A 23,580-nucleotide genomic window follows, 5' to 3' on the forward strand; every position below is an offset into this window, starting at 1 on the left:
TGTCAGCCAACATAGATGTTGAATGTTGCGGCCTCTTCGCGGGCAAGCCTCGCTCCTACAAGGGCGGGTCGGCGTATGAGGTTTAAGACCGGAACGCCGAGCCAAGTTCCTCAGGCAATGCCCAAAACCTGGAAAACAAATGCGTATTCGAGGGCTACGTCACGTAATCCCTGGTAACGCCCGCTCATCCCGCCATGCCCGGCGCCCAGTTCGGTCTTGAGCAGCAGCGGGTTGTCGTCGGTTTTGGTCGCGCGCAATTTCGCCACCCACTTGGCCGCTTCCCAATACTGCACGCGACTGTCGTTGTAGCCGGCGATCACCAGCGTCGCTGGATACGCCTGGGCGGTGACGTTTTCGTACGGGGCGTAGGCCTTGATCCGATCATAGACGTCCGGCTCTTCCGGGTTGCCCCATTCGTCGTATTCGGTGACGGTCAGTGGCAGGTCCGGGTCGAGCATGGTGTTGAGCACATCGACGAACGGCACCTCGGCAATCGCCGCCGCGAACAGCTCTGGACGCTGATTAAGCACCGCGCCGATCAACAAACCCCCGGCGCTGCCACCGCTGATCGCCAATTGCTGCGAAGTGGTGAAGCCATTGGCGATCAGATGCTCGGCGCAGGCGATGAAGTCGCTGAAGGTGTTGTGCTTGTGTTCCTGCTTGCCGGCGCGGTACCAGGCTTCGCCCAATTCACCGCCGCCGCGCACATGGGCGATGGCGAAGGCGACGCCGCGATCCAGCAGGCTCAGGCGCGCATGGGAGAACCACGGGTCGAGGCTTTCGCCATAGGCGCCGTAGCCGTACAGATAAAGTGGCGTCGGTTTGCCGAGTACTTCGCGTTTGACCACCAGGCTGATCGGCACTTGTGTCCCGTCCGGCGCGGTCGCCCACAGGCGCTGGCTGACATAGGCATCGGCGTCGAACGGGCCGAGCACCGGGGTTTCCTTGAGCACTTTCTGCTCGCCGGTGGCCAGGTCCAGCTGACGCACCTGCGCCGGACGGTTCAACGCCTCATACCGCAGGCGGATCCGGTCGCTGACGAATTCCAGGCTGTTTTGCACATGCAGGCTGTAGGCCGCGTCCGGCAATTGCACGCGATAAGGCGCCAGGCCTTGTGGACGCACCTCGATGATCGGCAAGCCGCCTTCGCGCAGGCTCAGGGTCACGGCTTCGACGTTCAGGCTCAGGCCTTCGATCATCACCGTGTCGCTGTGGGGGATCAGGTTCTGCCACTCGGCCTCGGTCGGCGCCACGCCCGTGTCGGCGGCTGTGTACAGGGCGAAGTTGATGCCGTCGCGATTGCTGCGGATGAACCACGTCCACTGGCCATCGAGGGCGCCGTGATCGACGTCGTACTCGTGGTCTTCGACCCGTGGCGCCAGGCAGGTAAAGGCCAGGTGCGGCTGGAACGCATCGAGCACCCAGACTTCGCTGGTGGTCTTGCTGCCCAGGGACAGCAGCAGTTGCTGTTCGGAGCTGGAGCGGTAGCAATGCAGGAAGAATCGGCCGTCCGGCTCATGGAACACTTCTTCGGCCGCCGTGCCGTCCAGGCGATAGCGCATCAGTTTGTGCGGGCGATGGGTGTCGTCCAGTTCGCCGAAGAACAGGGTCAGGCTGTCGTTGGCCCAGGTCATGCTGCCGTCGCAGTCCTCGAACGCCAGTTCGCTGACACGGCCGCTGGATAATTCCTTCACGAACAGCGTGTAAATCTCATCGCCCGTGGTGTCGAGGCTGTAGCCCAGGCGCTGGTGGTCCGGGCTGATGCTGAAGGCGCCGAGGGAGAAGAAGCCGCCGTTGGCCAGTGCGTTCGGGTCCAGCAGCAGTTGCTCCTGGCTTTCGTCGATCAGCAGGCTGTCATCGGCCGGGCGCGGGCAGCGGTAGTGGCGAGCGTATTCGTCACCGGCCGTGGTGCGGGTGTAATACAAAAACGGCCCCCACGGCGACGGCAGGGACAGGTCGGTTTCCAGAATCCGGCCCTTGATCTCTTCGAACAGGGTTTCACGCAATCCGGCCTGATCGGCGGTTTGTGCTTCTTGATAGCTGTTTTCTGCCTTCAGGTAGTCGAGCACCGCGTCGGTGTCGCGCTCCTGGAGCCAGGCATACGGGTCAACCCCATCGGCCTTGCGGGCAATCGGGGCGCGGGTGACGTTGGCGGTTAAGGGCATGAAGGGCTCTCGGACAATGTACGGAATAAGGGTTTCGCAGCGCTGCAGAACCTGGTGGGTGCGGACCTGTGGCGAGGGGGTTTACCCCCGTTCAGCTGCGCAGCAGTCGTAAAACCATTGCACGCGGTGTATCTGGTGCACCGCGATCTCAGGTTTTGGGGCCGCTTCGCGACCCAACGGGGGCAAGCCCCCTCGCCACACAAGCTCATTGACCATACGAGCTCATTGGCCACACAAGCTCGCTCCCACAGGTTCTGTGTCTTGACCGGCTGGCATTGGGACAAGCCGGACGCGCGAAAAGTCGTTACTATAAGCGCCTCTTTGCCTGCCTTGCCATGGACACCATGACCGAGAACGACTATCTGATCGCTTGGGGCCTCTACGCCTTTGCCGCTTTAGGCTGCCTGTTGGTGTGGATGCGCCTGACCCGCTGGATGTGGCGCTACCTGCGTGAACCCCTGCGGCTGCTGATGGCGGTGTTGCTGTTCAGCCCGACCATCATCGACCCGGTGAAGGAAAAGGTCGCTCCGGCCATCGCCATCACCGCCCTGGACCTGGCGTTCAAAGTGGGCAACAACGCCTGGCGCGCGATTTCCGATCTGTTCATGTACGGCATGATCGCCTTCGGCCTCTACCTGATTCTGGTGCTGATCCGCTGGCCGATCGAACGCGCCGCCGCAACCCGCAAGGAACAGGCCGCTGCTGCCAAAGCCGCGATCAAACCTGACGATTATGAAGACGATCAACCGTTCGGCGTCGCCGGGGATGATCGCTACGGCCGTCCACCAATCCCGAACAACCCTCAGCGTTCGCGCATCGAACCGCGTTTGTAACCTTGCCCCAGCATTGAAGCGAGAGTCCGAGCATGTGTGAGTTATTGGGCATGAGCGCCAATGTCCCGACCGATATCGTGTTCAGCTTCACCGGGCTGATGCAGCGCGGCGGGCGTACCGGGCCGCACCGTGACGGTTGGGGCATCGCCTTCTACGAAGGCCGTGGCCTGCGTCTGTTCCAGGACCCGGCGGCGAGTTGCGAGTCCGAGGTCGCGAACCTGGTGCAGCGCTACCCGATCAAGAGCGAAGTGGTGATCGGGCATATCCGCCAGGCCAACGTCGGCAAGGTCTGCCTGTCCAACACCCACCCATTCGTGCGCGAGTTGTGGGGGCGCAACTGGTGTTTCGCCCACAACGGCCAGCTTGCGGACTTTGAACCGATCAAGAGTTTCTACCGCCCGGTCGGCGATACCGACAGCGAAGCAGCGTTCTGTGACTTGCTCAACCGCGTGCGCGCAGCGTTCCCGGAACCGGTGGAAATCGAAGCACTGCTGCCGGACCTGGTAGCGGCTTGCGCCGAATACCGCAGCAAAGGCGTGTTCAACTGCCTGCTCAGCGACGGCGACTGGCTGTTCTGCTATTGCTCGACCAAACTGGCGCAAATCACCCGCCGCGCCCCGTTCGGCCCGGCGCGCCTGAAGGACGTCGATGTGATCGTCGACTTCCAGGCCGAAACCACGCCCAACGACGTGGTCACGGTGATCGCCACCGAACCCTTGACCGAAAACGAAACCTGGACCCGCTACGAACCGGGCCAATGGAGCCTCTGGCGACGCGGTGAATGCGTCAGCCAGGGCAAGACCGAATAAGGACTTACCCCATGTTGCTCAGTTATCTACGGCTGGTGTTGTTTGCGGCGGGCCTGTTGATCGGTGTCCAGGTGCCGGGGTTTATCAGCGACTACGCCAAGCGGATCGAAGCGCACCTGATTGAGGCGCAGACCGGGTTGAGCGGTTTCCAGGGCACGGCCAATGAGTTCTTCAAGGGCGACATGCAGGCGTTGGTCGCGCATTACCGGGCGAGCGAAGACCCGATCTTTCGCAGCGATGCCGACAGCCTGAGCAACCTGCTCACCCGTCAGGTCGCCCTCGATAAACAGCACATGGCGATGCAAGGCCCGTGGTACATCCGCTTCCTGCAAGTGGCACTGGCGGCTGATCCGGACATTCGCAAGGAAACCTGGAACGGCTACAGCTACCAGATCCTGCTGACCCCGGAAGCGATGATCTGGGGCATGAGCGGCGCATTGCTGCTGTCGTTCGGCATTGAATGCCTGTTCCGGTTGATCGACTGGGTGGTACTGGGCGGCAAACGCCTGCGCCAGAGCCGTCCGATTGAAGATCGGGATGTGCGCGGCCTCTAAAACCAAAGATCACTGCCCCCTGTAGGAGCGAGGCTTGCCCGCGAAGGCATCGTGTCAGTCGACATCGACGTTGTTTGACACGACGCCTTCGCGGGCAAGCCTCGCTCCTACGAGGGCAGCGGTGTGTCAGGCCAGCACGATGTAGCTTTCACCCACCTTGCGCGCATACCCCTCCAGCACCTGCTGACTCAACGCCACAATCTCCTCGACCCATTCCACCCCGACCCGCCACGACACCACCACTTGCAAGTTCGGTGGCCGTTGATCAATGGCCAGCAAGGTCAATTCCCCCCGGGCCAGCTCCTCGGCCACCAGCACCGGTGGCAACGCGCCGATACCAAAGCCATCGCGCAGCAACCGGGTAATCGCCGACACCGAGTTCACGCAGTTCAACCGTGGCGCCATCACGCCATTGGCCTGCATCAACGCCAGGATGTCCTGGTGCGGATGGGAGTTTTTCGAGTAGGTAATGATCCGCTCGCGGGCCAGGTCCGCAACCCCTGAATACTCGCGGTTGTAGATGGAGTTGCTGGCCACGATCCAGCCCATCGGGTGGCTGGCCAGTTCCAGGCTGCGAACGCTTTCCTGGCGCAGCAGGTCGGTTTGCAGGATCAGGTCGAGAAAGCCTTTTTGCAGCTGATCGCAGAGGTTCAGCGAGGTATCGGCCACCAGCTCGATTTCCACCAGTGGATAGTGATCCATCATCTGCGCCACCAACGGGCTGAGCCAGGTGTGAATCACCGTGTCCATCACCCCGATCCGCACCCGCCCGACCTTGCTCGAACGGGTCTCGATCGACTGCTTGAGCGCCTGCATGGTGTCCATCATCTGCTCGGCGTATTCGAGCACTTTCAAGCCTTCCGGGGTCAGGCTCACGCCCCGGGAATCGCGCAGGAACAGCTTTACCCCCAGCTCGCTTTCGAGCACGGCGATGCGGCTGGAAATCGACGCCTGGGTGGTGAAGAGCTTGTCCGCGGTCAGGCGAAAACTCTTCAGCCGCGCGACCCAAACGAAGGTTTCGAGGAACTTCAAATTCATAAGATCAACTTTTTCTTATGCCTGGGCCGGGTTTTTATTAGTTGGACGCAGCAGGGCCGGGCGCCCAAAAATCGGGCCATCCGGTTCCCACGATAGGCGTCGTCGGGGCTTCGAACAATACCAATAAAATTTGCACGGAGATTCGCCATGAGTGCGCCCGACACCACAGCCATCCCCAAGGCCACGGCTCGCCCCGGACCTTTCGACTGGTATCGCAACATCAACAAACAAGAACGCCGCACGTTCTGGAGCTGCAAGATCGGCTATGGCCTGGACGGCATGGACACCCAGATGCTCAGCTTCGTGGTGCCGACCCTGATTGCCATGTGGGGCATTACCACCGGTGAAGCGGGGCTGATTCACACCAGCACCCTGATCGCCTCGGCCATCGGCGGCTGGGTCGCGGGGATTCTCTCCGACCGCATCGGCCGGGTGCGCACCTTGCAACTCACCGTGCTGTGGTTCGCGTTCTTCACCTTCCTCTGCGGCTTCGCCCAGAATTACGAACAGCTGCTGATCAGCCGCACCTTGATGGGCTTCGGTTTCGGTGGTGAGTGGACGGCTGGCGCGGTGTTGATGGGTGAAGTGATTCGCGCCAAGGACCGTGGCAAAGCGGTGGGTATGGTGCAATCCGGTTGGGCGCTGGGCTGGGGGCTGACCGCGATTCTGTATGCGCTGCTGTTCTCGGTACTGCCGCCGGAAGACGCCTGGCGCGCCTTGTTCATTCTCGGCATCGTCCCGGCGATTTTCGTGATTTTCGTCCGCCGCCTGGTCAAGGACCCGGAAATCTATCGCGAAGCCAAAGCCAAACAAACCCCGGACAACCCGGCCAAGTTCTACGAGATCTTCGCCCCTGGCATCCTCTTCACCACGATTCGCGCTTCGGTGCTGACCACCGGCGCACTGGGTGGTTACTACGCGATCACCTCCTGGCTGCCGACCTTTCTGAAGAACGAACGGGGCTTGAGCGTACTCGGCACAGGCGGTTATCTGGCGATGGTGATCGTCGGTTCCTACGTCGGTTACGTCATCAGCGCGTACTTGACCGACATCCTCGGGCGCAAGAAGAACTTCATCCTGTTCGCCGTCGGCTCGTTCACCATCGTCTTGCTCTACACCCAATTGCCGGTCAGTAACGGCGTGATGCTGTGGCTGGGCTTCCCGTTGGGCTTCTTTGCCTCGGGGATTTTCAGCGGCATGGGCGCGTTTTTGACCGAGTTGTTTCCGACGCGGATTCGCGGCTCGGGCCAGGGCTTTTGCTACAACATCGGGCGGGCGCTGGCCGCGTTGTTTCCACTGTTTATCGGTTTGCTCAGCCAGAAAGTGCCGCTGAGTGTCGGCATCGGAGCGTTTGCGGCGGTGTCCTACGGCGTGGTGATCCTGGCGGCGTTGAGCCTGCCGGAAACCCGTGGCAAGCAACTTGAAGCCGAGTAACTGATAATCTGCCGGGCATGTTTTACAAGCATGTCCCGGCAGTTAAAAAAGAATATGCCTACAGGAGTGTTCACCGTGAGCCGCCTGCTATTGAACTGCGACATCGGCGAAAGCTTCGGCAACTGGACCATGGGTCTGGACGCCGAGGTCATGCCCTTCATTGATTGCGCCAACATCGCCTGCGGCTTCCATGCCGGCGACCCGAGCATCATGCGCAAGACCGTCAGCCTGGCCCTGAGCCATGGCGTACAGATCGGCGCGCACCCGGCGTATCAAGACCTGGTCGGCTTCGGCCGGCGTTCCATGGCCTACACCGCCCAGGAACTGCAAGACATTCTGCATTACCAGATCGGCGCCCTCGACGGCATCTGCCGGGCCCAGGGCGGCAAGGTCAGCTACGTCAAACCCCACGGCGCGATGTACAACGACATGATGGCCAACCCGGCGCAATTGCGCGCGGTGATCCAGGCTGTGGCCGCCTATGACCGCACCTTGCCGCTGATGCTGATGGCCACCCGCGACAACAGCGCCGCGCAGCAATTGGGCGATGAGTACGGCGTGACCCTGTGGTTCGAAGCCTTCGCCGACCGCGCCTACGACAGCGCCGGGATGCTGGTCTCGCGGCAATTGCCGGGGGCGGTGCATCACGATCCGGAGAAGATCATCGAACAAGCGCTGATCATCGCCCGTGGCGATCACCTCACGGCCAATGACGGCAGCGCTTTGCACTTGCGGGCCAACACCCTGTGCGTGCACGGCGACAACGCCAGTTCGGTGGCGGCCGTGCGCCGTATCCGTGAGGCCTTGAACCAGCAGAGCGCGTCATGAAACCACGGGTGGAAGTGGTCGCGCTGGATTGCCTGATGGTGCGCCTGTTCGATGAAATCGCCGAAGCGAACATGCCATGGATGCTCGCGGCCAGCGAAAGTCTGCGCGCTGCGTTTGCCGGGCATTTGATCGATCTGGTGCCGTCCTACACGACATTGATGGTGCATTACGACCTGACCGCGCTGAGCCCGGCCCAGGCGCGGGAATTGATCGCTGAGGCGTTGATCGATCTGTCGCCCAATGCCAGTGCCGGTGGCAAATGCCATGTGCTGCCGGTCTGGTATGACTTGAGCGTGGGTCCCGAATTGAGTCTGTTGTCTCAACGCAGCGGCTTGGCGATGGACGAGGTGATCCGCTGCCACAGCGAGCGTGAGTACCAAGTGTTCGCACTGGGCTTCGCCCCGGGGTTTGCCTTCATGGGGTTGGTAGAGGAAATCCTCGCCGCACCGCGCCTGAACACGCCGCGCAAGAAAGTCGCGGCGGGCAGCGTCGGCATTGCCGAGCGACAAACCGCGGCTTACCCGGTGGTGTCCCCTGGCGGCTGGAACCTGATCGGCCGCACCCCGGCCAAACTGTTCGACCGCGAGCGGGACGGCTACAGCCTGATGCAGCCCGGCGACACGGTGCGCTTCGAAGCCGTCAGCCATGCCGAGTTCATCAACCTGGGCGGCGACGACACGCCACTGGAGGCCCAGGCATGAGCCGTCTAAAAATTGAAGCGAGTACGCCGCTGTGCCTGTTGCAGGATGCCGGCCGATTCGGCGTGCGGCACCTGGGCGTGACCCAGGGTGGCGGGCTGGATTGGCGGTCGATGTCGTGGGCCAATTGGCTGCTCGGCAATGGGCTGGATGCACCGGTGATCGAAATCACCCTCGGTGGCCTTAGCGTGGTGGCCGAAGAGGATTGTGTATTGGCGTTGGCCGGCGCGGATCTGGGCGCGCAAGTGGATGGCGAGGCGTTGGCGCCGTGGCGCAGTTTCAGGCTGCATAAAGGTCAGCGACTGCAATTCACCCAACCGCTGCTTGGCGCTCGGGCCTATCTCGCCGCGCCGGGCGGGTTTGATGCGCCGAAGGTGTTGGGCAGCAGTTCGACGGTGGTTCGCGAAGAACTTGGTGGACTTGATGGCATGGGCCGGCCGTTGGCCAAGGACGCGCCGTTGAGCTATTCGGGCAGCGGGTTAATCCTGTTGCGCGTACTGCCGCAGGAGCATGTCCCGGATTTCAAACTCAATGCACCGCTGGACCTGGTGCTCGGCGCGCAGATTGGTGCGTTCAGCGGGCAAAGTCTGTTCGACGCGTTCAACAGTGTCTGGGAATTGGACAGTCGTGCCGACCGCATGGGCATTCGCCTGCTGGGCACGCCGCTGGAATACCAGGGCAAACCGATGATCTCCGAAGGCATCCCGCTGGGCGCCGTGCAGGTGCCGCCGGATGGACAGCCGATTGTGTTGCTCAATGATCGGCAGACCATTGGCGGTTATCCGCGTTTGGGGGCGTTGACGCCGTTGGCCTTGGCGCGGCTGGCGCAGTGTCTTCCGGGGGCGAAGGTCAGGTTGCGGCCGGTGGTGCAGGACGTGGCGCATCGGGAGCAGGTCGGGTATTTGCAGCGGTTTGCTTCACAGTAATCGTTCCCACGCTCTGCGTGGGAATGCATCCAGTGACGCTCCGCGTCACAGGGGACGCAGAGCGTCCCGGGCGGCATTCCCACGCGGGAGCGTGGGAACGATCGGTAAGGCATCCCGCTGGGCGCGGTGCAGGTGCCGCCGGATGGACAGCCGATTGTGCTGCTCAATGATCGGCAGACCATTGGCGGTTTGCTTCACAGTGATCGTTCCCACGCTCTGCGTGGGAATGCATCCAGTGACGCTCCGCGTCACAGGGGACGCAGAGCGTCCCGGGCGGCATTCCCACGCGGGAGCGTGGGAACGATCGGTAAGGCATCCCGCTGGGCGCGGTGCAGGTGCCGCCGGATGGACAGCCGATTGTGCTGCTCAATGATCGGCAGACCATTGGCGGTTTGCTTCACAGTAATCGTTCCCACGCTCTGCGTGGGAATGCATCCAGTGACGCTCCGCGTCACAGGGGACGCAGAGCGTCCCGGGCGGCATTCCCACGCGGGAGCGTGGGAACGATCGGTAAGGCATCCCGCTGGGCGCGGTGCAGGTGCCGCCGGATGGGCAGCCGATTGTGTTGCTCAATGATCGGCAGACCATTGGCGGTTTGCTTCACAGTAATCGTTCCCACGCTCTGCGTGGGAATGCATCCAGTGACGCTCCGCGTCACAGGGGACGCAGAGCGTCCCGGGCGGCATTCCCACGCGGGAGCGTGGGAACGATCGGTAAGGCATCCCGCTGGGCGCGGTGCAGGTGCCGCCGGATGGGCAGCCGATTGTGTTGCTCAATGATCGGCAGACCATTGGCGGTTTGCTTCACAGTGATCGTTCCCACGCTCTGCGTGGGAATGCATCCAGTGACGCTCCGCGTCACAGGGGACGCAGAGCGTCCCGGGCGGCATTCCCACGCGGGAGCGTGGGAACGATCGGTAAGGCATCCCGCTGGGCGCGGTGCAGGTGCCGCCGGATGGGCAGCCGATTGTGTTGCTCAATGATCGGCAGACCATTGGCGGTTTGCTTCACAGTGATCGTTCCCACGCTCTGCGTGGGAATGCATCCAGTGACGCTCCGCGTCACAGGGGACGCAGAGCGTCCCGGGCGGCATTCCCACGCGGGAGCGTGGGAACGATCGGTAAGGCATCCCGCTGGGCGCGGTGCAGGTGCCGCCGGATGGGCAGCCGATTGTGTTGCTCAATGATCGGCAGACCATTGGCGGTTTGCTTCACACTGATCGTTCCCACGCGGGAGCGTGGGAACGATCGGTACGCTACTTGGAAAGAAACCGCATCCCTTCTTCCAACCCACGCAGCGTCAGCGGGTACATCCGGTCTTCAATCAAATCCCGAACAATGTTGGTCGACGAGGTATAGCCCCAGGTGTCTTTTGGATACGGGTTAATCCAGATCAGCTTCTTGTACTTCTCCATGAAGCGTTGCATCCACAAATAGCCCGGCTCTTCGTTCCAGTGCTCGACGCTGCCGCCAGCCTGGGTGATTTCGTAGGGCGCCATGGCGGCGTCGCCGATGAAGATCACCTTGTAGTCGGCGCCGTATTTGTGCAGCAAATCCTGGGTCGAAAAGCGCTCGGAGGTGCGGCGCATATTGTTCTTCCACACCGATTCATAGACGAAGTTGTGGAAGTAGAAATACTCCAAGTGCTTGAACTCGGTCTTGCAGGCCGAGAACAGTTCTTCGCAAATCTTCACGTGGGCGTCCATCGAGCCGCCGATGTCGAACAGCAGCAACAGCTTGACGGTGTTGCGCCGCTCCGGCCGCATCTGGATGTTCAGCAGGCCAGCATCCCGGGCGGTATGGTCGATAGTGCCATCGATGTCCAGCTCTTCCGCCGCACCCTGACGCGCAAATTTGCGCAACCGGCGCAGGGCGACCTTGATGTTGCGCGTGCCCAGTTCCACCGAGTCGTCGAGGTTCTTGTACTCGCGCTGGTCCCAGACTTTCACCGCTTTGCCCTGACGCTTGCCGGCATCGCCGACCCGGATGCCTTCCGGGTTGAAGCCGCCGGAACCGAACGGGCTGGTGCCGCCGGTGCCGATCCACTTGTTGCCGCCGGCGTGGCGTTCTTTCTGTTCTTCCAGGCGTTTCTTGAACTCTTCGATCAGCTTGTCCAGACCGCCGAGGGACTGGATTTGCGCGCGCTCTTCATCGCTCAGGGAGCGCTCGAACTCCTTGCGCAGCCAGTCTTCGGGGATCAACGCCTGAAGGTGATCGTCGAGTTTTTCCAGGCCATTGAAGTAGGCACCGAAGGCGCGGTCGAACTTGTCGAAATGCTTTTCGTCCTTCACCAGGATCGCCCGGGCCAAGTAATAAAACTCGTCCATGTCGGCGAAGACCACGCGCTGTTTCAGCGCGTTGATCAGGTCCAGCAACTCGCGCACCGAGACCGGCACCTTGGCGGCACGCATTTCATTAAACAGGTTGAGCAGCATGGCGGTCAGCCTCTTAGCGGGTGCCGCGACGGCTCATGAACGCCAGGCGCTCAAGCAATTGCACGTCCTGTTCGTTCTTCACCAGGGCTCCAGCCAGCGGCGGGATGGCCTTGGTCGGATCGCGCTCGCGCAGCACCGCTTCGCCGATGTTGTCGGCCATCAGCAGTTTCAGCCAGTCCACCAGTTCCGAGGTCGAAGGCTTCTTCTTCAGGCCCGGCACCTTGCGCACGTCGAAGAACACGTCCAGCGCTTCGCTGACCAGGTCTTTCTTGATGTTCGGGTAATGCACGTCGACGATGCGCTGCATCGTGGTGCGGTCCGGGAACGCGATGTAGTGGAAGAAGCAGCGGCGCAGGAACGCGTCTGGCAGCTCTTTCTCGTTGTTGGAAGTGATGATGATGATCGGGCGAACCTTGGCCTTGATGGTCTCGTCGATCTCGTAAACGTAGAACTCCATCTTGTCGAGTTCTTGCAGCAAGTCGTTCGGGAACTCGATGTCAGCCTTGTCGATCTCGTCAATCAGCAGGATCACCCGCTCCTCGGACTCGAAGGCTTCCCACAACTTGCCCTTCTTCAGGTAGTTGCGCACGTCGTGGACCTTCTCGGTGCCCAGTTGCGAATCGCGCAAGCGGCTGACCGCGTCGTACTCATACAGGCCCTGATGCGCCTTGGTGGTGGACTTGATGTGCCAGGTGATCAACCGGGCGCCAAAGGACTCGGCCAATTGCTCGGCGAGCATGGTCTTGCCCGTGCCCGGCTCGCCCTTGACCAGCAGCGGACGCTCCAGGGTGATGGCGGCGTTGACCGCCAGCTTCAGGTCATCGGTGGCGACGTAGGCCTGGGTGCCTTCGAACTTCATCTGCTAATCCTCGAACGGTAACGCCGGCCTGAACGGGGCAGGGCGGGACGCGACATTTATGATGCCCCGACTATAACGCGCTGCCCGGTCGACTGTGAACGCAGACGGGTTATTCAGTCTCTGAATGGGGCGTCACTTGGTGACTTAACCCTTATCCGGCTTCGGCTGTTCATACCGCGCATTGAACGCCTGGACGAAACCATTACGCAAAATCTGCAAAAACGCCTGGAACGCGCTGATATCTTGCTGGTGCACGTTGCCGCTGAGTTCAACTTTGGTGGCGAACTGGTTCTTGCGCTGGTTCTTCAGCACGGTTTCGGTGCTGCCGACGATGGCTTCCCAGACGGAGCGCAAGATCCCTTTGTTCTTGTTCTCGACGTCCTGCTGCCAGTTGAACACTTCAACGTCTCGCAGCAACGGTTTGATGTAACCCTTTAGCTGGCCCTTGTTGGCTTCGGCTTCGATCACCACGTCGCCGTGGCCGGCATTGAAATCGAATTTGCCGTAAGCCGAGGCGAAGTCGTTCAAGCGTTTAAGTTCGATGTCCTTGGCCCGCAGGCGGAATTCGAAGTCTTCGAAGTTGCTCAGGGGATCGAAGGTGGCGGTGGTTTCCAGCGGGGCGTGGCCCAGCAGCAGGGCCTTGCCTTCGAAACGGGCGTCGCGCTTGCCTTGGGTGTCGACCACGTTGGTCAGGTTATAGAGGCTGGCGTTGACCTGGGTGGCGTTCATGTTCACCGGCGGCGTGGAGTTGAAGTTCCTGAAGCTGATTTTGCCGTCGTTGATCCGCACTTCGTTCAGGGTAAACGGCAGCAGTTTGCTCAATTGAGCGCGCCAGTCAGTGCCGCGACCGGTCTGGGAGTTCTGTTTGTTGGCCCCGCCATCGACGAAGTTCACTTCGGGGTTGATGAACTGCACCTCGGCCACCACGGCATGGTCGTACCACAGGGAGTGCCAACTCACCGAGAGGTCGATCAGCGGCGCGTTGACGAAAGGCACCGGGACCTTGCCGTCGACCTTGACGATCTTCAGCCCGTTGATCTTGTAGGCACCGCGCCACAGGGCCAGGTCCACATCGACCACCTGGCCACGGTAGTCGCCCATGTCCGCGAGTTTGTCGTTGAGGTAATTGCGCACCATATAGGGCAAGGCGATGTCCAGGGCGACCAACAGGATAACGAGGCCGGCGAGGGTCCAAAGGGGCCAACTGTATCGACGTTTCATGATGGCAATTCCTTGGCAATGTAAAGCCATTGACTGCTGGCGCCGGCGGACGTTCGACCTGACTGGACGACCCTCGGCAACAGGCATACCTTGAACAGCTAATTCAACGCTGCATAAGGACCCAGCCATGAGCCGTATTTTCGCTGACAACGCCCATTCCATCGGTAATACACCGCTGGTGCAGATCAATCGCATCGCGCCTCGGGGCGTGACCATCCTGGCCAAAATCGAGGGACGCAACCCCGGTTACTCGGTCAAGTGCCGGATCGGCGCGAACATGATCTGGGACGCCGAAAGCACCGGCAAACTCAAGCCTGGCATGACCATCGTGGAGCCGACGTCGGGCAATACCGGCATCGGCCTGGCGTTTGTGGCCGCCGCCCGTGGTTACAAGCTGATGCTGACCATGCCGGCGTCCATGAGTATCGAGCGGCGCAAGGTGCTCAAGGCGTTGGGGGCTGAGCTGGTGCTGACCGAGCCCGCCAAGGGCATGAAAGGCGCGATTGAAAAGGCTGCGGAAATTCTCGCCAGCGACCCGGCCAAGTACTTCATGCCGGCGCAGTTCGAAAACCCGGCCAACCCGGCGATCCACGAAAAAACCACCGGTCCGGAAATCTGGAACGACACCGACGGTGCGGTCGATGTACTGGTGGCAGGCGTCGGAACGGGCGGAACCATTACCGGTGTTTCGCGGTATATCAAGAATACCCAGGGCAAACCGATTCTCTCGGTGGCCGTGGAACCGATGTCGTCGCCGGTGATTACCCAGAAACTGGCCGGTGAAGAGATCAAGCCGAGCCCGCACAAGATCCAGGGCATTGGCGCCGGTTTTGTGCCGAAAAACCTCGATTTGTCGATGGTTGACCGGGTCGAACTGGTAACCGACGACGAATCCAAGGCCATGGCCCTGCGCCTGATGCAGGAAGAGGGGATTTTGTGCGGGATCTCTTGCGGTGCGGCGATGGCGGTGGCAGTGCGCCTGGCCGAAACCCCGGAAATGCAGGGCAAGACGATTGTGGTGATCCTGCCGGACTCGGGCGAGCGTTACCTGTCGAGCATGTTGTTCAGTGATCTGTTTACCGAGGCGGAGACCCAGCAATAATCTGTGTATCGGTTGTGGCGAGGGAGCTTGCTCCCGCTGGGCTGCGCAGCGGCCCTAAAATGTTGTGAGCGCTGCGCACTCAAGCGGGAGCAAGCGCCCTCGCCACACAATGCACCCTGACTCCCAATGGTTGACTCCGGTCAGCCTTCGTTCAGGAACCTTATGTTAATAAGTGCTTTGTTGCGCAATCCTCAACACTGTTTGTTCAGATAGGTGGGTTTTTCCCCAGTCCGGTAGTGGGTATCATGGCCGGCTGCCACGTCGGGTAAATGGCGCGGTGCACAGTTGTTTATTCTCAAGGAGTCGTTGATGACCTTTTCCCTGGCCGCGAAAGCGTCGGTGTTGCTGTTATTCCTCGGCAGTACGCTCTATGTGCATTTGCGCGGCAAGGCACGGTTGCCGGTCCTGCGTCAGTTCGTCAACCATTCGGCGCTGTTCGCACCTTATAACGCCCTGATGTACCTGTTTTCTGGTGTTCCGTCCAAACCCTACCTGGATCGCAGCAAGTTCCCGGAACTGGACGTGCTGCGGGACAATTGGGAAATCATCCGCGACGAAGCCATGCACCTGTTCGACGAGGGCTATATCCGCGCCGCCGAAAAGAACAACGACGCCGGTTTTGGCTCGTTCTTCAAGAAGGGCTGGAAGCGTTTTTACCTCAAGTGGTACGACAAGCCTTTGCCCTCGGCCGCAGCCCTGTGCCCGAAAACCGTGGCACTGGTCAGCAGTATCCCGAATGTCAAAGGCGCGATGTTTGCCCTGTTGCCGGGCGGCAGCCATTTGAACCCGCATCGCGACCCGTTCGCCGGGTCCCTGCGTTATCACCTGGGGCTGTCGACCCCGAACTCCGACGATTGCCGCATCTTTGTCGACGGTCAGGTCTACGCCTGGCGCGATGGCGAGGACGTGATGTTCGACGAAACTTATGTGCACTGGGTCAAGAACGAAACCGAGAAGACCCGGGTCATCCTGTTCTGCGACATCGAGCGACCGTTGAGCAACCGCGTCATGACCCGTATCAACCGCTGGGTCAGCGGCTTGCTGGGCCGCGCCACCGCACCGCAGAACCTTGATGATGAACGCGTCGGCGGGATCAACCAGGTTTACGCCTGGAGCAAGAATTCCACTGACAAGTTCAGCGGCGTAGTCAAACAGTGGAAACGCCGTCATCCCAAGGCCTACCGCGTATTGCGCCCGGTGCTGGCAGTGGTGGTGCTGACGTTGTTGGGGTATTGGTTGTTTGGTTAAAGCCTTCACCACTCATTAACGCCGATCAGTTAAACCAGGCACCGACTCTGTGGCGAGGGAGCTTGCTCCCGCTCGACTGCGCAGCAGTCGTAAAACAAGTGCATGCGGTTTACCTGAAAAAAACGCGATTGCAGGTTTTGGGGCCGCTGCGCAGCCCAGCGGGAGCAAGCTCCCTCGCCACAGGTTATTCATCGCTAGCCCCCTCTCTTCACTGACTGGCCTCGCTCTTTTATGCCGGTCAGACAATGCGCAAAAGCGCGACAAACCGACACAAGCCGTTAAACTCCCTCCCGGCGGTACGGCCCTGAACCACAGGCTTTTCCCTTGGCTGGCTCGCGCACTCCCTCAATGAAGGCGCAGCACACCTGCAGTGTGCTGCCATACACCCCATGGAATAGGCGACTCCCCTTGACTCAATCCCTCAAGCCCGGCGAAAACACCACCCTCAGCCTGCCCAAAGGGCATGTCGTGGTCACCCATGCGGCTGGCGACCAGCTGGACGTCAACCTCACCGCCTTCCTGGTCACCGAAACCGGCAAGGTGACGAACGACAGCGACATGGTGTTCTTCAACGCCCCGGAACACGCGTCCGGCGCCGCCATGTTCATCGCCCCGGTCACGCAAAGCGGCACCGTCAGCCACCGTATCGGCTTTGATCTGTCGCGCCTGCCGGCCAGCATCACCAAGATCGCCATCACCCTGACCCAAGATGGCAGCGCCGGCGGTTTTGCGGCGGTCAAGGACCTGCGCGCCCAAGTGGTGGTCGGCGACCAGGTGCTGGAGCTCGCGCCGGGTGCGTTCTCCCAGGAGACCGGCATTGTCGTGCTCGAGTTGTACGTTCGAAACGGCCAGATGAAGGCGCGCTCGGTCTGGCAGGGGTTCGCTTCGGGCCTGGCCGGGCTCTGCGGTCTCTACGGGATTGAAGTGGACGACGCGCCTGCCCCGGCAGCGGCCCCGACTCCCGCCGCCAAACCAGTCAATATCGTCAAATCGGTCATCACCCTGGACAAGCCAGGCACCAGCCACAAGGTGTCCCTGGAAAAAGGCCCGAGCGCACCGAAGGTCATCCGGGTCAGTGCGACCTGGGTGGACAACGGCGATGGCGAGGACAACGACGACCTCGACCTGCGCATCGGCATCCTGCGCCCGGACGGCCGGATGTCCATCATCCAGGCGCCCGACAAGAGCGGTGCCTTTGACGTCGACCCTTTTGTGTTCCACACCGGCGACGTGGTCAGCGCCAGTGCGTCGGCACCGGGCATCGAAACGGTCGAAATCAACCCGGCGATCTCCCAGCGCATGGGTGGCAAGGTCGCGCTGGTCTGCAGCGTCTACTCCGCGGTGGACAACGGCGCCGTCTCGGTGGCGTCGCTGAAACCGAAAATGCGCATGGAATACGGCGACCAGATCGTCGAATGCGCCTTTGAGTTCAAGGACGGTTTTTTCAGCAGCGCGATTTACACCTACGTCATTGGCCTGATCGAAATCGACCTGGATCACATTGAACTGAGCCCGTCCGGCAAGACCTCCAAGAGCACCAGCGAAGCGACCCCGTGGCTGTCGCGCAAGGGTGACAAACTGGAAATCACCATGGATGGCCCCGCTGTGTTCAAAGGTCATCCGCCGGAAAACAGCGGCAACAAACGTTACGTCTGAGTCCCTGTGACGGGCGCGTGGCACTCGTCGAGTCGCCACGCGCTAACGTGACGCAACGCAGGCTTGCCGAGCCTTTTCGGCAAGTCGTTGCAATCTGTGTCTGGCGCTGGTTATAGTCGGCGCTCGGTTGTCTTGCGACGCACCGTTCTTCCCCTCAAAAAAGATCAGCCCATGCCTGCATCCCACATCAACGCGGTAGTCGATTCAGCGGTCAACGCTGGCGTCGTGCCGTGCGGGATCCAGCAGCCTGTGCAGATCAGTCATTACCCCCCTCCTGTCAGTAGCACGCCGGTGTGCGCCGTCGTATCACCGCCAGGCGTTGGCATTTCGGGCTGATCAGCTTTTCTCTGCTGTTCCCCCATGCCCGTCTGAAAAAACGACTGAACTTCAGCCTCGGCTGAGTTGGCTTTTTTGCCTGATGACAGGTGGTATTTCATGTTTGTCCTTTCGAAAAAAACCGCGCTCGCGGCGGCGTCCACGAGCCTGTTCGTCCTGCTGTGGAGCAGCGGGGCGATCTTCTCCAAATGGGGCCTGGCCCACGCGTCACCGTTTGCCTTTCTGTTGATCCGCTTCACCATCGCCCTGTGCGGGCTGCTGCTGTTGATGCCGTTGCTCAAGCTGAAACGGCCCAAGGGCGGCAAGCCGATGCTGTATGCGATGGCCACGGGCGTGGTGTTGCTGGGGGCGTATCAGATTTTCTATCTGCTGGCCCTGGACCTGAAGGTCACGCCGGGCGTGATGGCGACGATCATGGGCGTGCAGCCGATCCTCTCCGTGGTGATCATGGAGCGCCAGCGCTCTATTAGCCGCCTGTTCGGCCTGGCGCTGGGGTTGGCCGGGTTGATCATGGTGGTTTACCAAGGCATCGGCCTGGCCGGGATGTCGCTGGCCGGAATGCTGTTTGGGTTGCTGGCGCTGGCGAGCATGACCTTCGGCTCGATCATGCAAAAACGCATCACCGACAATCCCCTCGGCACGCTGCCCGTGCAATACCTGGCCGGGCTGTTGCTGTGCGGGATCTTTGTGCCGTTCCAGCCGTTTCATTTCGAACACAACACCGGGTTTATCGTGCCGGTGTTGTGGATGGGCCTGGTGGTGTCGGTGCTGGCGACGTTGCTGCTGTATCGGCTGATTGCCCGGGGCAATCTGGTCAACGTCACCAGCCTGTTTTACCTGGTGCCGGCAGTGACGGCGGTGATGGATTACCTGATCTTTGGTAATCGGCTGGCGTTGTTGAGCGTGCTTGGGATGTTGCTGATCATTGTGGGATTGGTGTTTGTGTTCCGTCAGTCGCGCTAACGCTGACGGGTGGTCCTACAGCGAACCTGTGCGCTGTCGCGGCGGCGCACAACTTTCCAAGACGTTTCCTACGACGTACCCTGTTGCCGCGTTTTGGTATCGACCTCTATAGTTTGGGCTCGCGGAAAATCCCGCGAATGACCTTGGCCGGTCGAGCATCCAAAACGCATCAGCGTCATTGTTCAGGCATTTTCATGCCTGGATGTCGTGTTATGGCAGCTGTGCTCGGGACATCTTCGGGTGTGCCGGTTTGATGGGTGCCGGTCGGCCAACCCGTACACAGCTGCCACCTTTTTCGTTTGGCCGCGGACGAGAGGTAGCCCTATTTGGAGTTTTACCCATGCTCGAAGTAATGCCGCGTTACCTTCCCATCGATACCTACGACGCCGACCACCCGGTGCTCTACATCAACACCCACCGAGAAATCAGCGACATCGCCGCCTGCGCGATGCACCGCTTCACCGTGATCCGCGACCTGACCGACACCCTGACCAGCCTCAACCTCACCGGCATTTCCGACGGCGACCTGACCCGCGTCACCCGTGCCGTTCACCTGCTGGCGCGCGAAGGCTGCGCCATGCTCAACGTGGTCCAGGCCCGGGCGCGGCAGCGAGAAGACGGTTACAAAGCGGCGGTGTAGCGACTGACGCCTGACCAGCGTGCGGTATGCCAGGCACGCCGCACACGAAAAATAACCCTCGGATTTTGCAGAAAACCTCAAGAACCGACCCCTGCCTGTCGACAACCTCCTTACATACTCAAGGAGCGTTCACTATGAACAGTCAGCGTTTGGCCGTCGGGATCAGTCTGTTTTTCGCCATGAGCGGTGCTTGCCTGGCGAGCACGACGATCAGCCAGGGCGTCATCGAGTTTCGCGGCAGTCTTGTCGAATCGAGTTGCGCCACCGGCATCGGGGCGAACTCGACGGTTGAACTCAGCGATTGCGCGACGTCGGCGCGGGGTGGCAACGTCAGTGCGCATCGCGTCGAACCGGCGCGTTCGGTGAGTGCACTGGACCCTTCCAGCGTGGATGTGAAACTGCTGAGCGAAAGCCGTCAGGGTGAGCATTACTACGATCAGCAATACGCCTTGGTCGACGGCGCCGGCAAACCGGTGACGACCGGCAATTACCTGATTACGCTGACAGCGCCTTAATAGCCGCTCAGTACCCCGAGCTGCCGAAGGCTGCGATCTTTTGATCTTGTTTTTACGATCAGGATCAAAAGATCGCAGCCTTCGGCAGCTCCTGCGGGGGGCAGTCTCTAGCGGGTAGCCACCTCAGCCGGCTTCACCACCGCCGGTTTCAACACCAGCCACAACGCCGCCGCAATCAACACCCCGCCATAGATGTGCGCCATCGACAACGGCTCATCCAGCAACAGCGCGCCCCACAACACGCCGAACGGCGGGATCATGAAGGTCACGGTCATCGATTTCACCGGGCCGATGGAGCTGAGCAAGCGGAAGTACACGATGTACGCAAACGCGGTGCACACCAGGCCCAGCCCCAGCAGCGACAACCAGACATTCCAGCCGCCCCAGCTTGCCGGAGGGTTGCTGATCACGCTGTAGCCGAACAGCGGCAACAGGAACAATGTCGCGCCAAGCATGCTGCCCAACGCCGACAAGCGACTGTCGAGGCCGCCGGCCTGATCCAGCCAGCGACGGGCCAGGAACCCGGCGAAGCCGTAGCACGTGGTGGCGAGCAGGCAGGCGAGGGCGCCCATCAGCAATTGCAGGTCGAACGCCACCGGCCCGGCGCGGGTCAGCACACCGACGCCAAACAGCCCGAGGAACACCCCGCCTAGCTTGGCTGCGGTGAGTTTTTCATGGAAGAACAACCCGCCGATCAACACGCCCATCAGCGGCGTGGTGGCGTTGAAAATCGCTGAGTAACCGGCCGGCAGCACTTGGGCAGCCACGGAATACAGGGTCGCCGGAATCCCGGAGTTGATCACCCCGAGCAGCATCACGGTCTTGAGTTTGCCTTTGAAGTCCCAGCTGATGCGCATCAGCCCCAGGATCACCAGCAAGCCAACGGCCGCAATCGACACCCGGAAAAACGCTGTGGGAATGGTGCCAATCACCGGGGCGATGATGCGCATGAACAGGAAACTCGCGCCCCAGATCGCCGCCAGCGAGAGTAAACGGACAATATCGACAGGGCTCACGGTGCACTCCTTCCTTTATGGGGACGGAAGTGTTGCCGAGCGCCTGATCGATGGCAACCGAAAAACGTGCAATTAACTCCGGCCGAAAATTACGCTTCTCCTGCACCCGGTTCACTGGCTAAGCTCAGGGCTCCGAAATACCCGCAGAGGTCTCACCATGCCGCAGCAATGGCCAGCCGCCGATATCGCCCGAAGGATCCTCGACGGCTTTGACGATTACCGCGAGCATTTTCGCCAGATCACTGACGGTGCCCGGGCGCGTTTCGAGCAGGCCCGGTGGCAGGAGGCGCAAGTCGCCTCGGCGGCGCGGATCAACCTCTATGAAGAAAAGGTCGGCGAAACCATCGAGCGATTGCGCGCGGCCTTAGACAGCGAAACGCTGATGGACGTGAGCTGCTGGCCACTGGTCAAAAGCGCCTATATCACGCTGATCGACCTGCGCTTCGACGATGAACTGTCCGAGACCTGGTACAACTCGATCTTCTGCGGGCTGTTCAGCCATGACCTGATCAGCGACGGCTGCATGTTCATCCACACCACCCGGCCGAGCCTGCGCCGGGCCCGGGCCGCGCAGACCCGCACCTACAAGCCCCAGGGGCACCTGTCGGAAATGTTGGCGAGTATTTTTGCCGACTACCGCTTCAGCGAAGATTACGCCGACCTGGCCGGCGACCTGCGCCGCCTCGAAGCGCAACTGCGCGAGAACCTGCCGGACTGGGTGTGCAAGGACCCGGAACTGTCCGTCGAACTGTTCTCCTCGGTGCTCTACCGCAATAAAGGCGCATACCTGGTCGGGCGCATCTACACCCAGGACGAGCAATGGCCGCTGGTGATTCCATTGCTGCACCGCGAAGGGCGCGGGATTCAGATCGATGCGTTGATCACTGATGAAGCGGATGTGTCGATCATCTTTTCGTTCACCCGTTCGTACTTCATGGTCGATGTGCCGGTGCCGGCGGAGTTCATCGGCTTCCTCAAGCGCATCCTGCCGGGCAAGCACATCGCCGAGCTGTACACCTCGATCGGCTTCTACAAACACGGCAAGTCCGAGTTCTACCGGGCGCTGATCAACCACCTGGCCAACACCGACGACCAATTCATCATGGCCCCCGGTGTGCGCGGCATGGTCATGAGCGTGTTCACCCTGCCGGGCTTCAACACCGTGTTCAAAATCATCAAGGACCGCTTCTCGCCGTCGAAAAACGTCGACCGCGCCACGGTGATCGAAAAGTATCGACTGGTGAAAAGCGTCGACCGGGTCGGGCGCATGGCCGACACCCAGGAATTCGCCGACTTCCGCTTCCCGCTGAGCAAGTTCGAACCGGCGTGCCTGGAAGAACTGCTCGACGTGGCGGCGTCCACGGTGTCAGTCGAAGGCGACACCGTGCTGATTCGCCACTGCTGGACCGAACGGCGCATGACGCCGCTCAACCTCTATCTGGAAAACGCCAACGAGGCGCAGGTCCACGAGGCGCTGGAAGATTACGGCCTGGCGATCAAGCAACTGGCGGCGGCGAACATCTTTCCCGGCGACATGTTGCTGAAGAACTTCGGCGTCACCCGACATGGGCGGGTGGTGTTTTATGACTACGACGAGATTTGTTTCCTGACCGAAGCCAACTTCCGCCACATCCCGCAGCCGCGCACGCCGGAAGACGAGATGGCGTCCGAGCCGTGGTATTCGATCGGGCCGCTGGACGTGTTTCCCGAGGAGTTTCCGCCGTTTCTGTTTGCCGATGCCGGGCAGCGGCGGTTGTTTGATCAGTTGCATGGCGAGTTGTACAACGCCGATTACTGGAAAAGCCTTCAGGAAGCGATTCGGGCCGGGAAGGTTATCGACGTGTTCCCGTATCGGCGTAAGGGAGGAGAGCAGCTGTAAGCATCAAGCTGCAAGCTTCAAGCTAAAAGCCGATCTGCTTGTAGCTTGATGCTTGTAGCTTGCCGCTGCTTCTCTGTGCTGATCGTTCCCACGCTTCGCGTGGGAATGCCTCCCTGGACGCTCCGCGTCCGCTCTTGGAACGCAGAGCGTCCCTGGCTGCGTTCCCACTCAGAGCGTGGGAACGATCACAGAGCAGCTGTAAGCATCCAGCTGCAAGCTTCAAGCTAAAAGCCGATCTGCTTGTAGCTTGATGCTTGTAGCTTGCCGCTGCTTCTCTGTGCTGATCGTTCCCACGCTTCGCGTGGGAATGCCTCCCTGGACGCTCCGCGTCCGCTCTTGGGACGCAGAGCGTCCCTGGCTGCATTCCCACGCAGAGCGTGGGAACGATCACAGAGCAGCTGTAAGCATCCAGCTGCAGGCTTCAAGC

General features: G+C 61.0%; 21 protein-coding genes and 6 pseudogenes. 20 read left to right on the forward strand and 7 right to left on the reverse strand.

Annotation, left to right across the window (positions count from 1 at the left end; translation table 11 throughout):
* Positions 1-110: 110 nt before the first annotated feature.
* Positions 111-2,165 carry a S9 family peptidase gene (locus ACY4LX_RS08685; RefSeq protein WP_463259685.1) on the reverse strand — a complete coding sequence of 685 codons (2,055 nt, stop codon included), beginning with the start codon at positions 2,163-2,165 and terminating at the stop codon, positions 111-113.
* Between the two features lie 335 nt (positions 2,166-2,500).
* On the opposite strand from ACY4LX_RS08685, the gene ACY4LX_RS08690 reads away from it, so the two are divergent.
* Genes ACY4LX_RS08690 through ACY4LX_RS08700 form a run of 3 tightly spaced genes read left to right on the forward strand, consistent with a single transcriptional unit; the run spans position 2,501 to position 4,361 of the window.
* The gene (locus ACY4LX_RS08690) at positions 2,501-2,998 is read left to right on the forward strand and encodes an MFS transporter (protein WP_149657145.1); all 498 of its coding nucleotides are present in this window, start codon (positions 2,501-2,503) and stop codon (positions 2,996-2,998) included.
* A 32-nt stretch (positions 2,999-3,030) separates the two neighbouring features.
* Positions 3,031-3,807 (forward strand): class II glutamine amidotransferase, encoded by a 777-nt coding sequence (locus ACY4LX_RS08695; protein ID WP_149657144.1) that lies wholly within the window; start codon positions 3,031-3,033, stop codon positions 3,805-3,807.
* A gap of 11 nt (positions 3,808-3,818) precedes the next feature.
* Positions 3,819-4,361: a DUF2937 family protein gene (locus ACY4LX_RS08700; protein ID WP_133839262.1), complete on the forward strand. Its 543-nt coding sequence runs from the start codon at positions 3,819-3,821 to the stop codon at positions 4,359-4,361.
* Positions 4,362-4,487: 126 nt separating this feature from the next.
* Here ACY4LX_RS08700 and ACY4LX_RS08705 read toward each other — a convergent pair whose 3' ends face one another.
* On the reverse strand, positions 4,488-5,399 hold the full coding sequence (locus tag ACY4LX_RS08705) for a LysR family transcriptional regulator (RefSeq protein WP_463259686.1): 912 nt from the start codon (positions 5,397-5,399) through the stop codon (positions 4,488-4,490).
* Between the two features lie 147 nt (positions 5,400-5,546).
* Between ACY4LX_RS08705 and ACY4LX_RS08710 the strand changes: the two genes are divergently transcribed.
* From ACY4LX_RS08710 to ACY4LX_RS08755, 10 genes and pseudogenes are all read left to right on the forward strand, one after another.
* Positions 5,547-6,833, forward strand: a complete 1,287-nt coding sequence (locus ACY4LX_RS08710; protein WP_463259687.1) for an MFS transporter — start codon at positions 5,547-5,549, stop codon at positions 6,831-6,833.
* Between the two features lie 75 nt (positions 6,834-6,908).
* Positions 6,909-7,661, forward strand: a complete 753-nt coding sequence (locus ACY4LX_RS08715; protein ID WP_463259688.1) for a 5-oxoprolinase subunit PxpA — start codon at positions 6,909-6,911, stop codon at positions 7,659-7,661.
* Entirely contained in the window at positions 7,658-8,362 is a 705-nt protein-coding gene (locus ACY4LX_RS08720) for a 5-oxoprolinase subunit B family protein (protein WP_149657140.1), read from the forward strand. The genes ACY4LX_RS08715 and ACY4LX_RS08720 overlap by 4 nt, the downstream gene beginning before the upstream one ends.
* On the forward strand, positions 8,359-9,285 hold the full coding sequence (locus ACY4LX_RS08725) for a 5-oxoprolinase subunit C family protein (RefSeq protein ID WP_463259689.1): 927 nt from the start codon (positions 8,359-8,361) through the stop codon (positions 9,283-9,285). The genes ACY4LX_RS08720 and ACY4LX_RS08725 overlap by 4 nt, the downstream gene beginning before the upstream one ends.
* A gap of 108 nt (positions 9,286-9,393) precedes the next feature.
* Positions 9,394-9,474: pseudogene (locus ACY4LX_RS08730) on the forward strand (hypothetical protein); the annotation flags it as partial.
* Between the two features lie 122 nt (positions 9,475-9,596).
* Positions 9,597-9,677 (forward strand): annotated as a pseudogene (locus tag ACY4LX_RS08735) (hypothetical protein); the annotation flags it as partial.
* 122 nt (positions 9,678-9,799) lie between these two features.
* A pseudogene (locus ACY4LX_RS08740) lies at positions 9,800-9,880 on the forward strand (hypothetical protein); the annotation flags it as partial.
* Positions 9,881-10,002: 122 nt separating this feature from the next.
* Positions 10,003-10,083: pseudogene (locus ACY4LX_RS08745) on the forward strand (hypothetical protein); the annotation flags it as partial.
* Between the two features lie 131 nt (positions 10,084-10,214).
* Positions 10,215-10,274: pseudogene (locus ACY4LX_RS08750) on the forward strand (hypothetical protein); the annotation flags it as partial.
* Positions 10,275-10,408: 134 nt separating this feature from the next.
* A pseudogene (locus ACY4LX_RS08755) lies at positions 10,409-10,489 on the forward strand (hypothetical protein); the annotation flags it as partial.
* 50 nt (positions 10,490-10,539) lie between these two features.
* On the opposite strand, the gene ACY4LX_RS08760 reads toward ACY4LX_RS08755, so the two are convergent.
* The 3 genes from ACY4LX_RS08760 to ACY4LX_RS08770 all read right to left on the reverse strand — a co-directional run bounded on the left by ACY4LX_RS08760 (position 10,540) and on the right by ACY4LX_RS08770 (position 13,798).
* Positions 10,540-11,718, reverse strand: a complete 1,179-nt coding sequence (locus tag ACY4LX_RS08760) for a vWA domain-containing protein (protein WP_054049045.1) — start codon at positions 11,716-11,718, stop codon at positions 10,540-10,542.
* A 13-nt stretch (positions 11,719-11,731) separates the two neighbouring features.
* Entirely contained in the window at positions 11,732-12,577 is an 846-nt protein-coding gene (locus tag ACY4LX_RS08765) for an AAA family ATPase (RefSeq protein ID WP_149657138.1), read from the reverse strand.
* 144 nt (positions 12,578-12,721) lie between these two features.
* A complete protein-coding gene (locus tag ACY4LX_RS08770; RefSeq protein ID WP_463259690.1) occupies positions 12,722-13,798 on the reverse strand; it encodes a DUF748 domain-containing protein in 1,077 nt (358 codons plus the stop codon).
* A 127-nt stretch (positions 13,799-13,925) separates the two neighbouring features.
* Between ACY4LX_RS08770 and cysK the strand changes: the two genes are divergently transcribed.
* From cysK to ACY4LX_RS08785, 3 genes are all read left to right on the forward strand, one after another.
* Positions 13,926-14,900: a cysteine synthase A gene (gene cysK, locus ACY4LX_RS08775; protein ID WP_463259691.1), complete on the forward strand. Its 975-nt coding sequence runs from the start codon at positions 13,926-13,928 to the stop codon at positions 14,898-14,900.
* Between the two features lie 309 nt (positions 14,901-15,209).
* Positions 15,210-16,148, forward strand: a complete 939-nt coding sequence (locus ACY4LX_RS08780; RefSeq protein WP_149657136.1) for an aspartyl/asparaginyl beta-hydroxylase domain-containing protein — start codon at positions 15,210-15,212, stop codon at positions 16,146-16,148.
* A 408-nt stretch (positions 16,149-16,556) separates the two neighbouring features.
* Positions 16,557-17,804 (forward strand): TerD family protein, encoded by a 1,248-nt coding sequence (locus ACY4LX_RS08785; RefSeq protein ID WP_149657135.1) that lies wholly within the window; start codon positions 16,557-16,559, stop codon positions 17,802-17,804.
* A gap of 263 nt (positions 17,805-18,067) precedes the next feature.
* Here the strand turns inward: ACY4LX_RS08785 and ACY4LX_RS08790 are convergent, their stop codons facing one another.
* The gene (locus ACY4LX_RS08790) at positions 18,068-18,241 is read right to left on the reverse strand and encodes a hypothetical protein (protein ID WP_178128985.1); all 174 of its coding nucleotides are present in this window, start codon (positions 18,239-18,241) and stop codon (positions 18,068-18,070) included.
* Between ACY4LX_RS08790 and ACY4LX_RS08795 the strand changes: the two genes are divergently transcribed.
* The 3 genes from ACY4LX_RS08795 to ACY4LX_RS08805 all read left to right on the forward strand — a co-directional run bounded on the left by ACY4LX_RS08795 (position 18,240) and on the right by ACY4LX_RS08805 (position 20,258).
* Positions 18,240-19,103 carry a DMT family transporter gene (locus ACY4LX_RS08795; protein ID WP_463259692.1) on the forward strand — a complete coding sequence of 288 codons (864 nt, stop codon included), beginning with the start codon at positions 18,240-18,242 and terminating at the stop codon, positions 19,101-19,103. The genes ACY4LX_RS08790 and ACY4LX_RS08795 overlap by 2 nt on opposite strands.
* Positions 19,104-19,443: 340 nt before the next feature.
* The gene (locus ACY4LX_RS08800) at positions 19,444-19,743 is read left to right on the forward strand and encodes a hypothetical protein (RefSeq protein WP_463259693.1); all 300 of its coding nucleotides are present in this window, start codon (positions 19,444-19,446) and stop codon (positions 19,741-19,743) included.
* Positions 19,744-19,877: 134 nt separating this feature from the next.
* Positions 19,878-20,258 carry a type 1 fimbrial protein gene (locus ACY4LX_RS08805; RefSeq protein ID WP_463259694.1) on the forward strand — a complete coding sequence of 127 codons (381 nt, stop codon included), beginning with the start codon at positions 19,878-19,880 and terminating at the stop codon, positions 20,256-20,258.
* A gap of 107 nt (positions 20,259-20,365) precedes the next feature.
* Here ACY4LX_RS08805 and ACY4LX_RS08810 read toward each other — a convergent pair whose 3' ends face one another.
* A complete protein-coding gene (locus ACY4LX_RS08810; protein WP_149657132.1) occupies positions 20,366-21,274 on the reverse strand; it encodes a DMT family transporter in 909 nt (302 codons plus the stop codon).
* A 157-nt stretch (positions 21,275-21,431) separates the two neighbouring features.
* Between ACY4LX_RS08810 and aceK the strand changes: the two genes are divergently transcribed.
* Positions 21,432-23,153: a bifunctional isocitrate dehydrogenase kinase/phosphatase gene (gene aceK, locus ACY4LX_RS08815; RefSeq protein WP_149657131.1), complete on the forward strand. Its 1,722-nt coding sequence runs from the start codon at positions 21,432-21,434 to the stop codon at positions 23,151-23,153.
* Positions 23,154-23,580 lie beyond the last annotated feature (427 nt).

It is taken from the genome of Pseudomonas sp. Emmai, from assembly GCF_055179735.1.

What these genes read in the sequence shown, in the direction of transcription:
- ACY4LX_RS08685 (WP_463259685.1), bottom strand. Translation starts at nt 2,165, where the DNA reads ATGCCCTTAACCGCCAACGTCACCCGCGCCCCGATTGCCCGCAAGGCC.
- ACY4LX_RS08795 (WP_463259692.1), top strand. Translation starts at nt 18,240, where the DNA reads ATGTTTGTCCTTTCGAAAAAAACCGCGCTCGCGGCGGCGTCCACGAGC.
- ACY4LX_RS08720 (WP_149657140.1), top strand. Translation starts at nt 7,658, where the DNA reads ATGAAACCACGGGTGGAAGTGGTCGCGCTGGATTGCCTGATGGTGCGC.
- ACY4LX_RS08790 (WP_178128985.1), bottom strand. Translation starts at nt 18,241, where the DNA reads ATGAAATACCACCTGTCATCAGGCAAAAAAGCCAACTCAGCCGAGGCT.
- cysK (WP_463259691.1), top strand. Translation starts at nt 13,926, where the DNA reads ATGAGCCGTATTTTCGCTGACAACGCCCATTCCATCGGTAATACACCG.
- aceK (WP_149657131.1), top strand. Translation starts at nt 21,432, where the DNA reads ATGCCGCAGCAATGGCCAGCCGCCGATATCGCCCGAAGGATCCTCGAC.
- ACY4LX_RS08690 (WP_149657145.1), top strand. Translation starts at nt 2,501, where the DNA reads ATGGACACCATGACCGAGAACGACTATCTGATCGCTTGGGGCCTCTAC.
- ACY4LX_RS08780 (WP_149657136.1), top strand. Translation starts at nt 15,210, where the DNA reads ATGACCTTTTCCCTGGCCGCGAAAGCGTCGGTGTTGCTGTTATTCCTC.
- ACY4LX_RS08760 (WP_054049045.1), bottom strand. Translation starts at nt 11,718, where the DNA reads ATGCTGCTCAACCTGTTTAATGAAATGCGTGCCGCCAAGGTGCCGGTC.
- ACY4LX_RS08725 (WP_463259689.1), top strand. Translation starts at nt 8,359, where the DNA reads ATGAGCCGTCTAAAAATTGAAGCGAGTACGCCGCTGTGCCTGTTGCAG.
- ACY4LX_RS08700 (WP_133839262.1), top strand. Translation starts at nt 3,819, where the DNA reads ATGTTGCTCAGTTATCTACGGCTGGTGTTGTTTGCGGCGGGCCTGTTG.
- ACY4LX_RS08770 (WP_463259690.1), bottom strand. Translation starts at nt 13,798, where the DNA reads ATGAAACGTCGATACAGTTGGCCCCTTTGGACCCTCGCCGGCCTCGTT.
- ACY4LX_RS08805 (WP_463259694.1), top strand. Translation starts at nt 19,878, where the DNA reads ATGAACAGTCAGCGTTTGGCCGTCGGGATCAGTCTGTTTTTCGCCATG.
- ACY4LX_RS08800 (WP_463259693.1), top strand. Translation starts at nt 19,444, where the DNA reads ATGCTCGAAGTAATGCCGCGTTACCTTCCCATCGATACCTACGACGCC.
- ACY4LX_RS08710 (WP_463259687.1), top strand. Translation starts at nt 5,547, where the DNA reads ATGAGTGCGCCCGACACCACAGCCATCCCCAAGGCCACGGCTCGCCCC.
- ACY4LX_RS08705 (WP_463259686.1), bottom strand. Translation starts at nt 5,399, where the DNA reads ATGAATTTGAAGTTCCTCGAAACCTTCGTTTGGGTCGCGCGGCTGAAG.
- ACY4LX_RS08695 (WP_149657144.1), top strand. Translation starts at nt 3,031, where the DNA reads ATGTGTGAGTTATTGGGCATGAGCGCCAATGTCCCGACCGATATCGTG.
- ACY4LX_RS08765 (WP_149657138.1), bottom strand. Translation starts at nt 12,577, where the DNA reads ATGAAGTTCGAAGGCACCCAGGCCTACGTCGCCACCGATGACCTGAAG.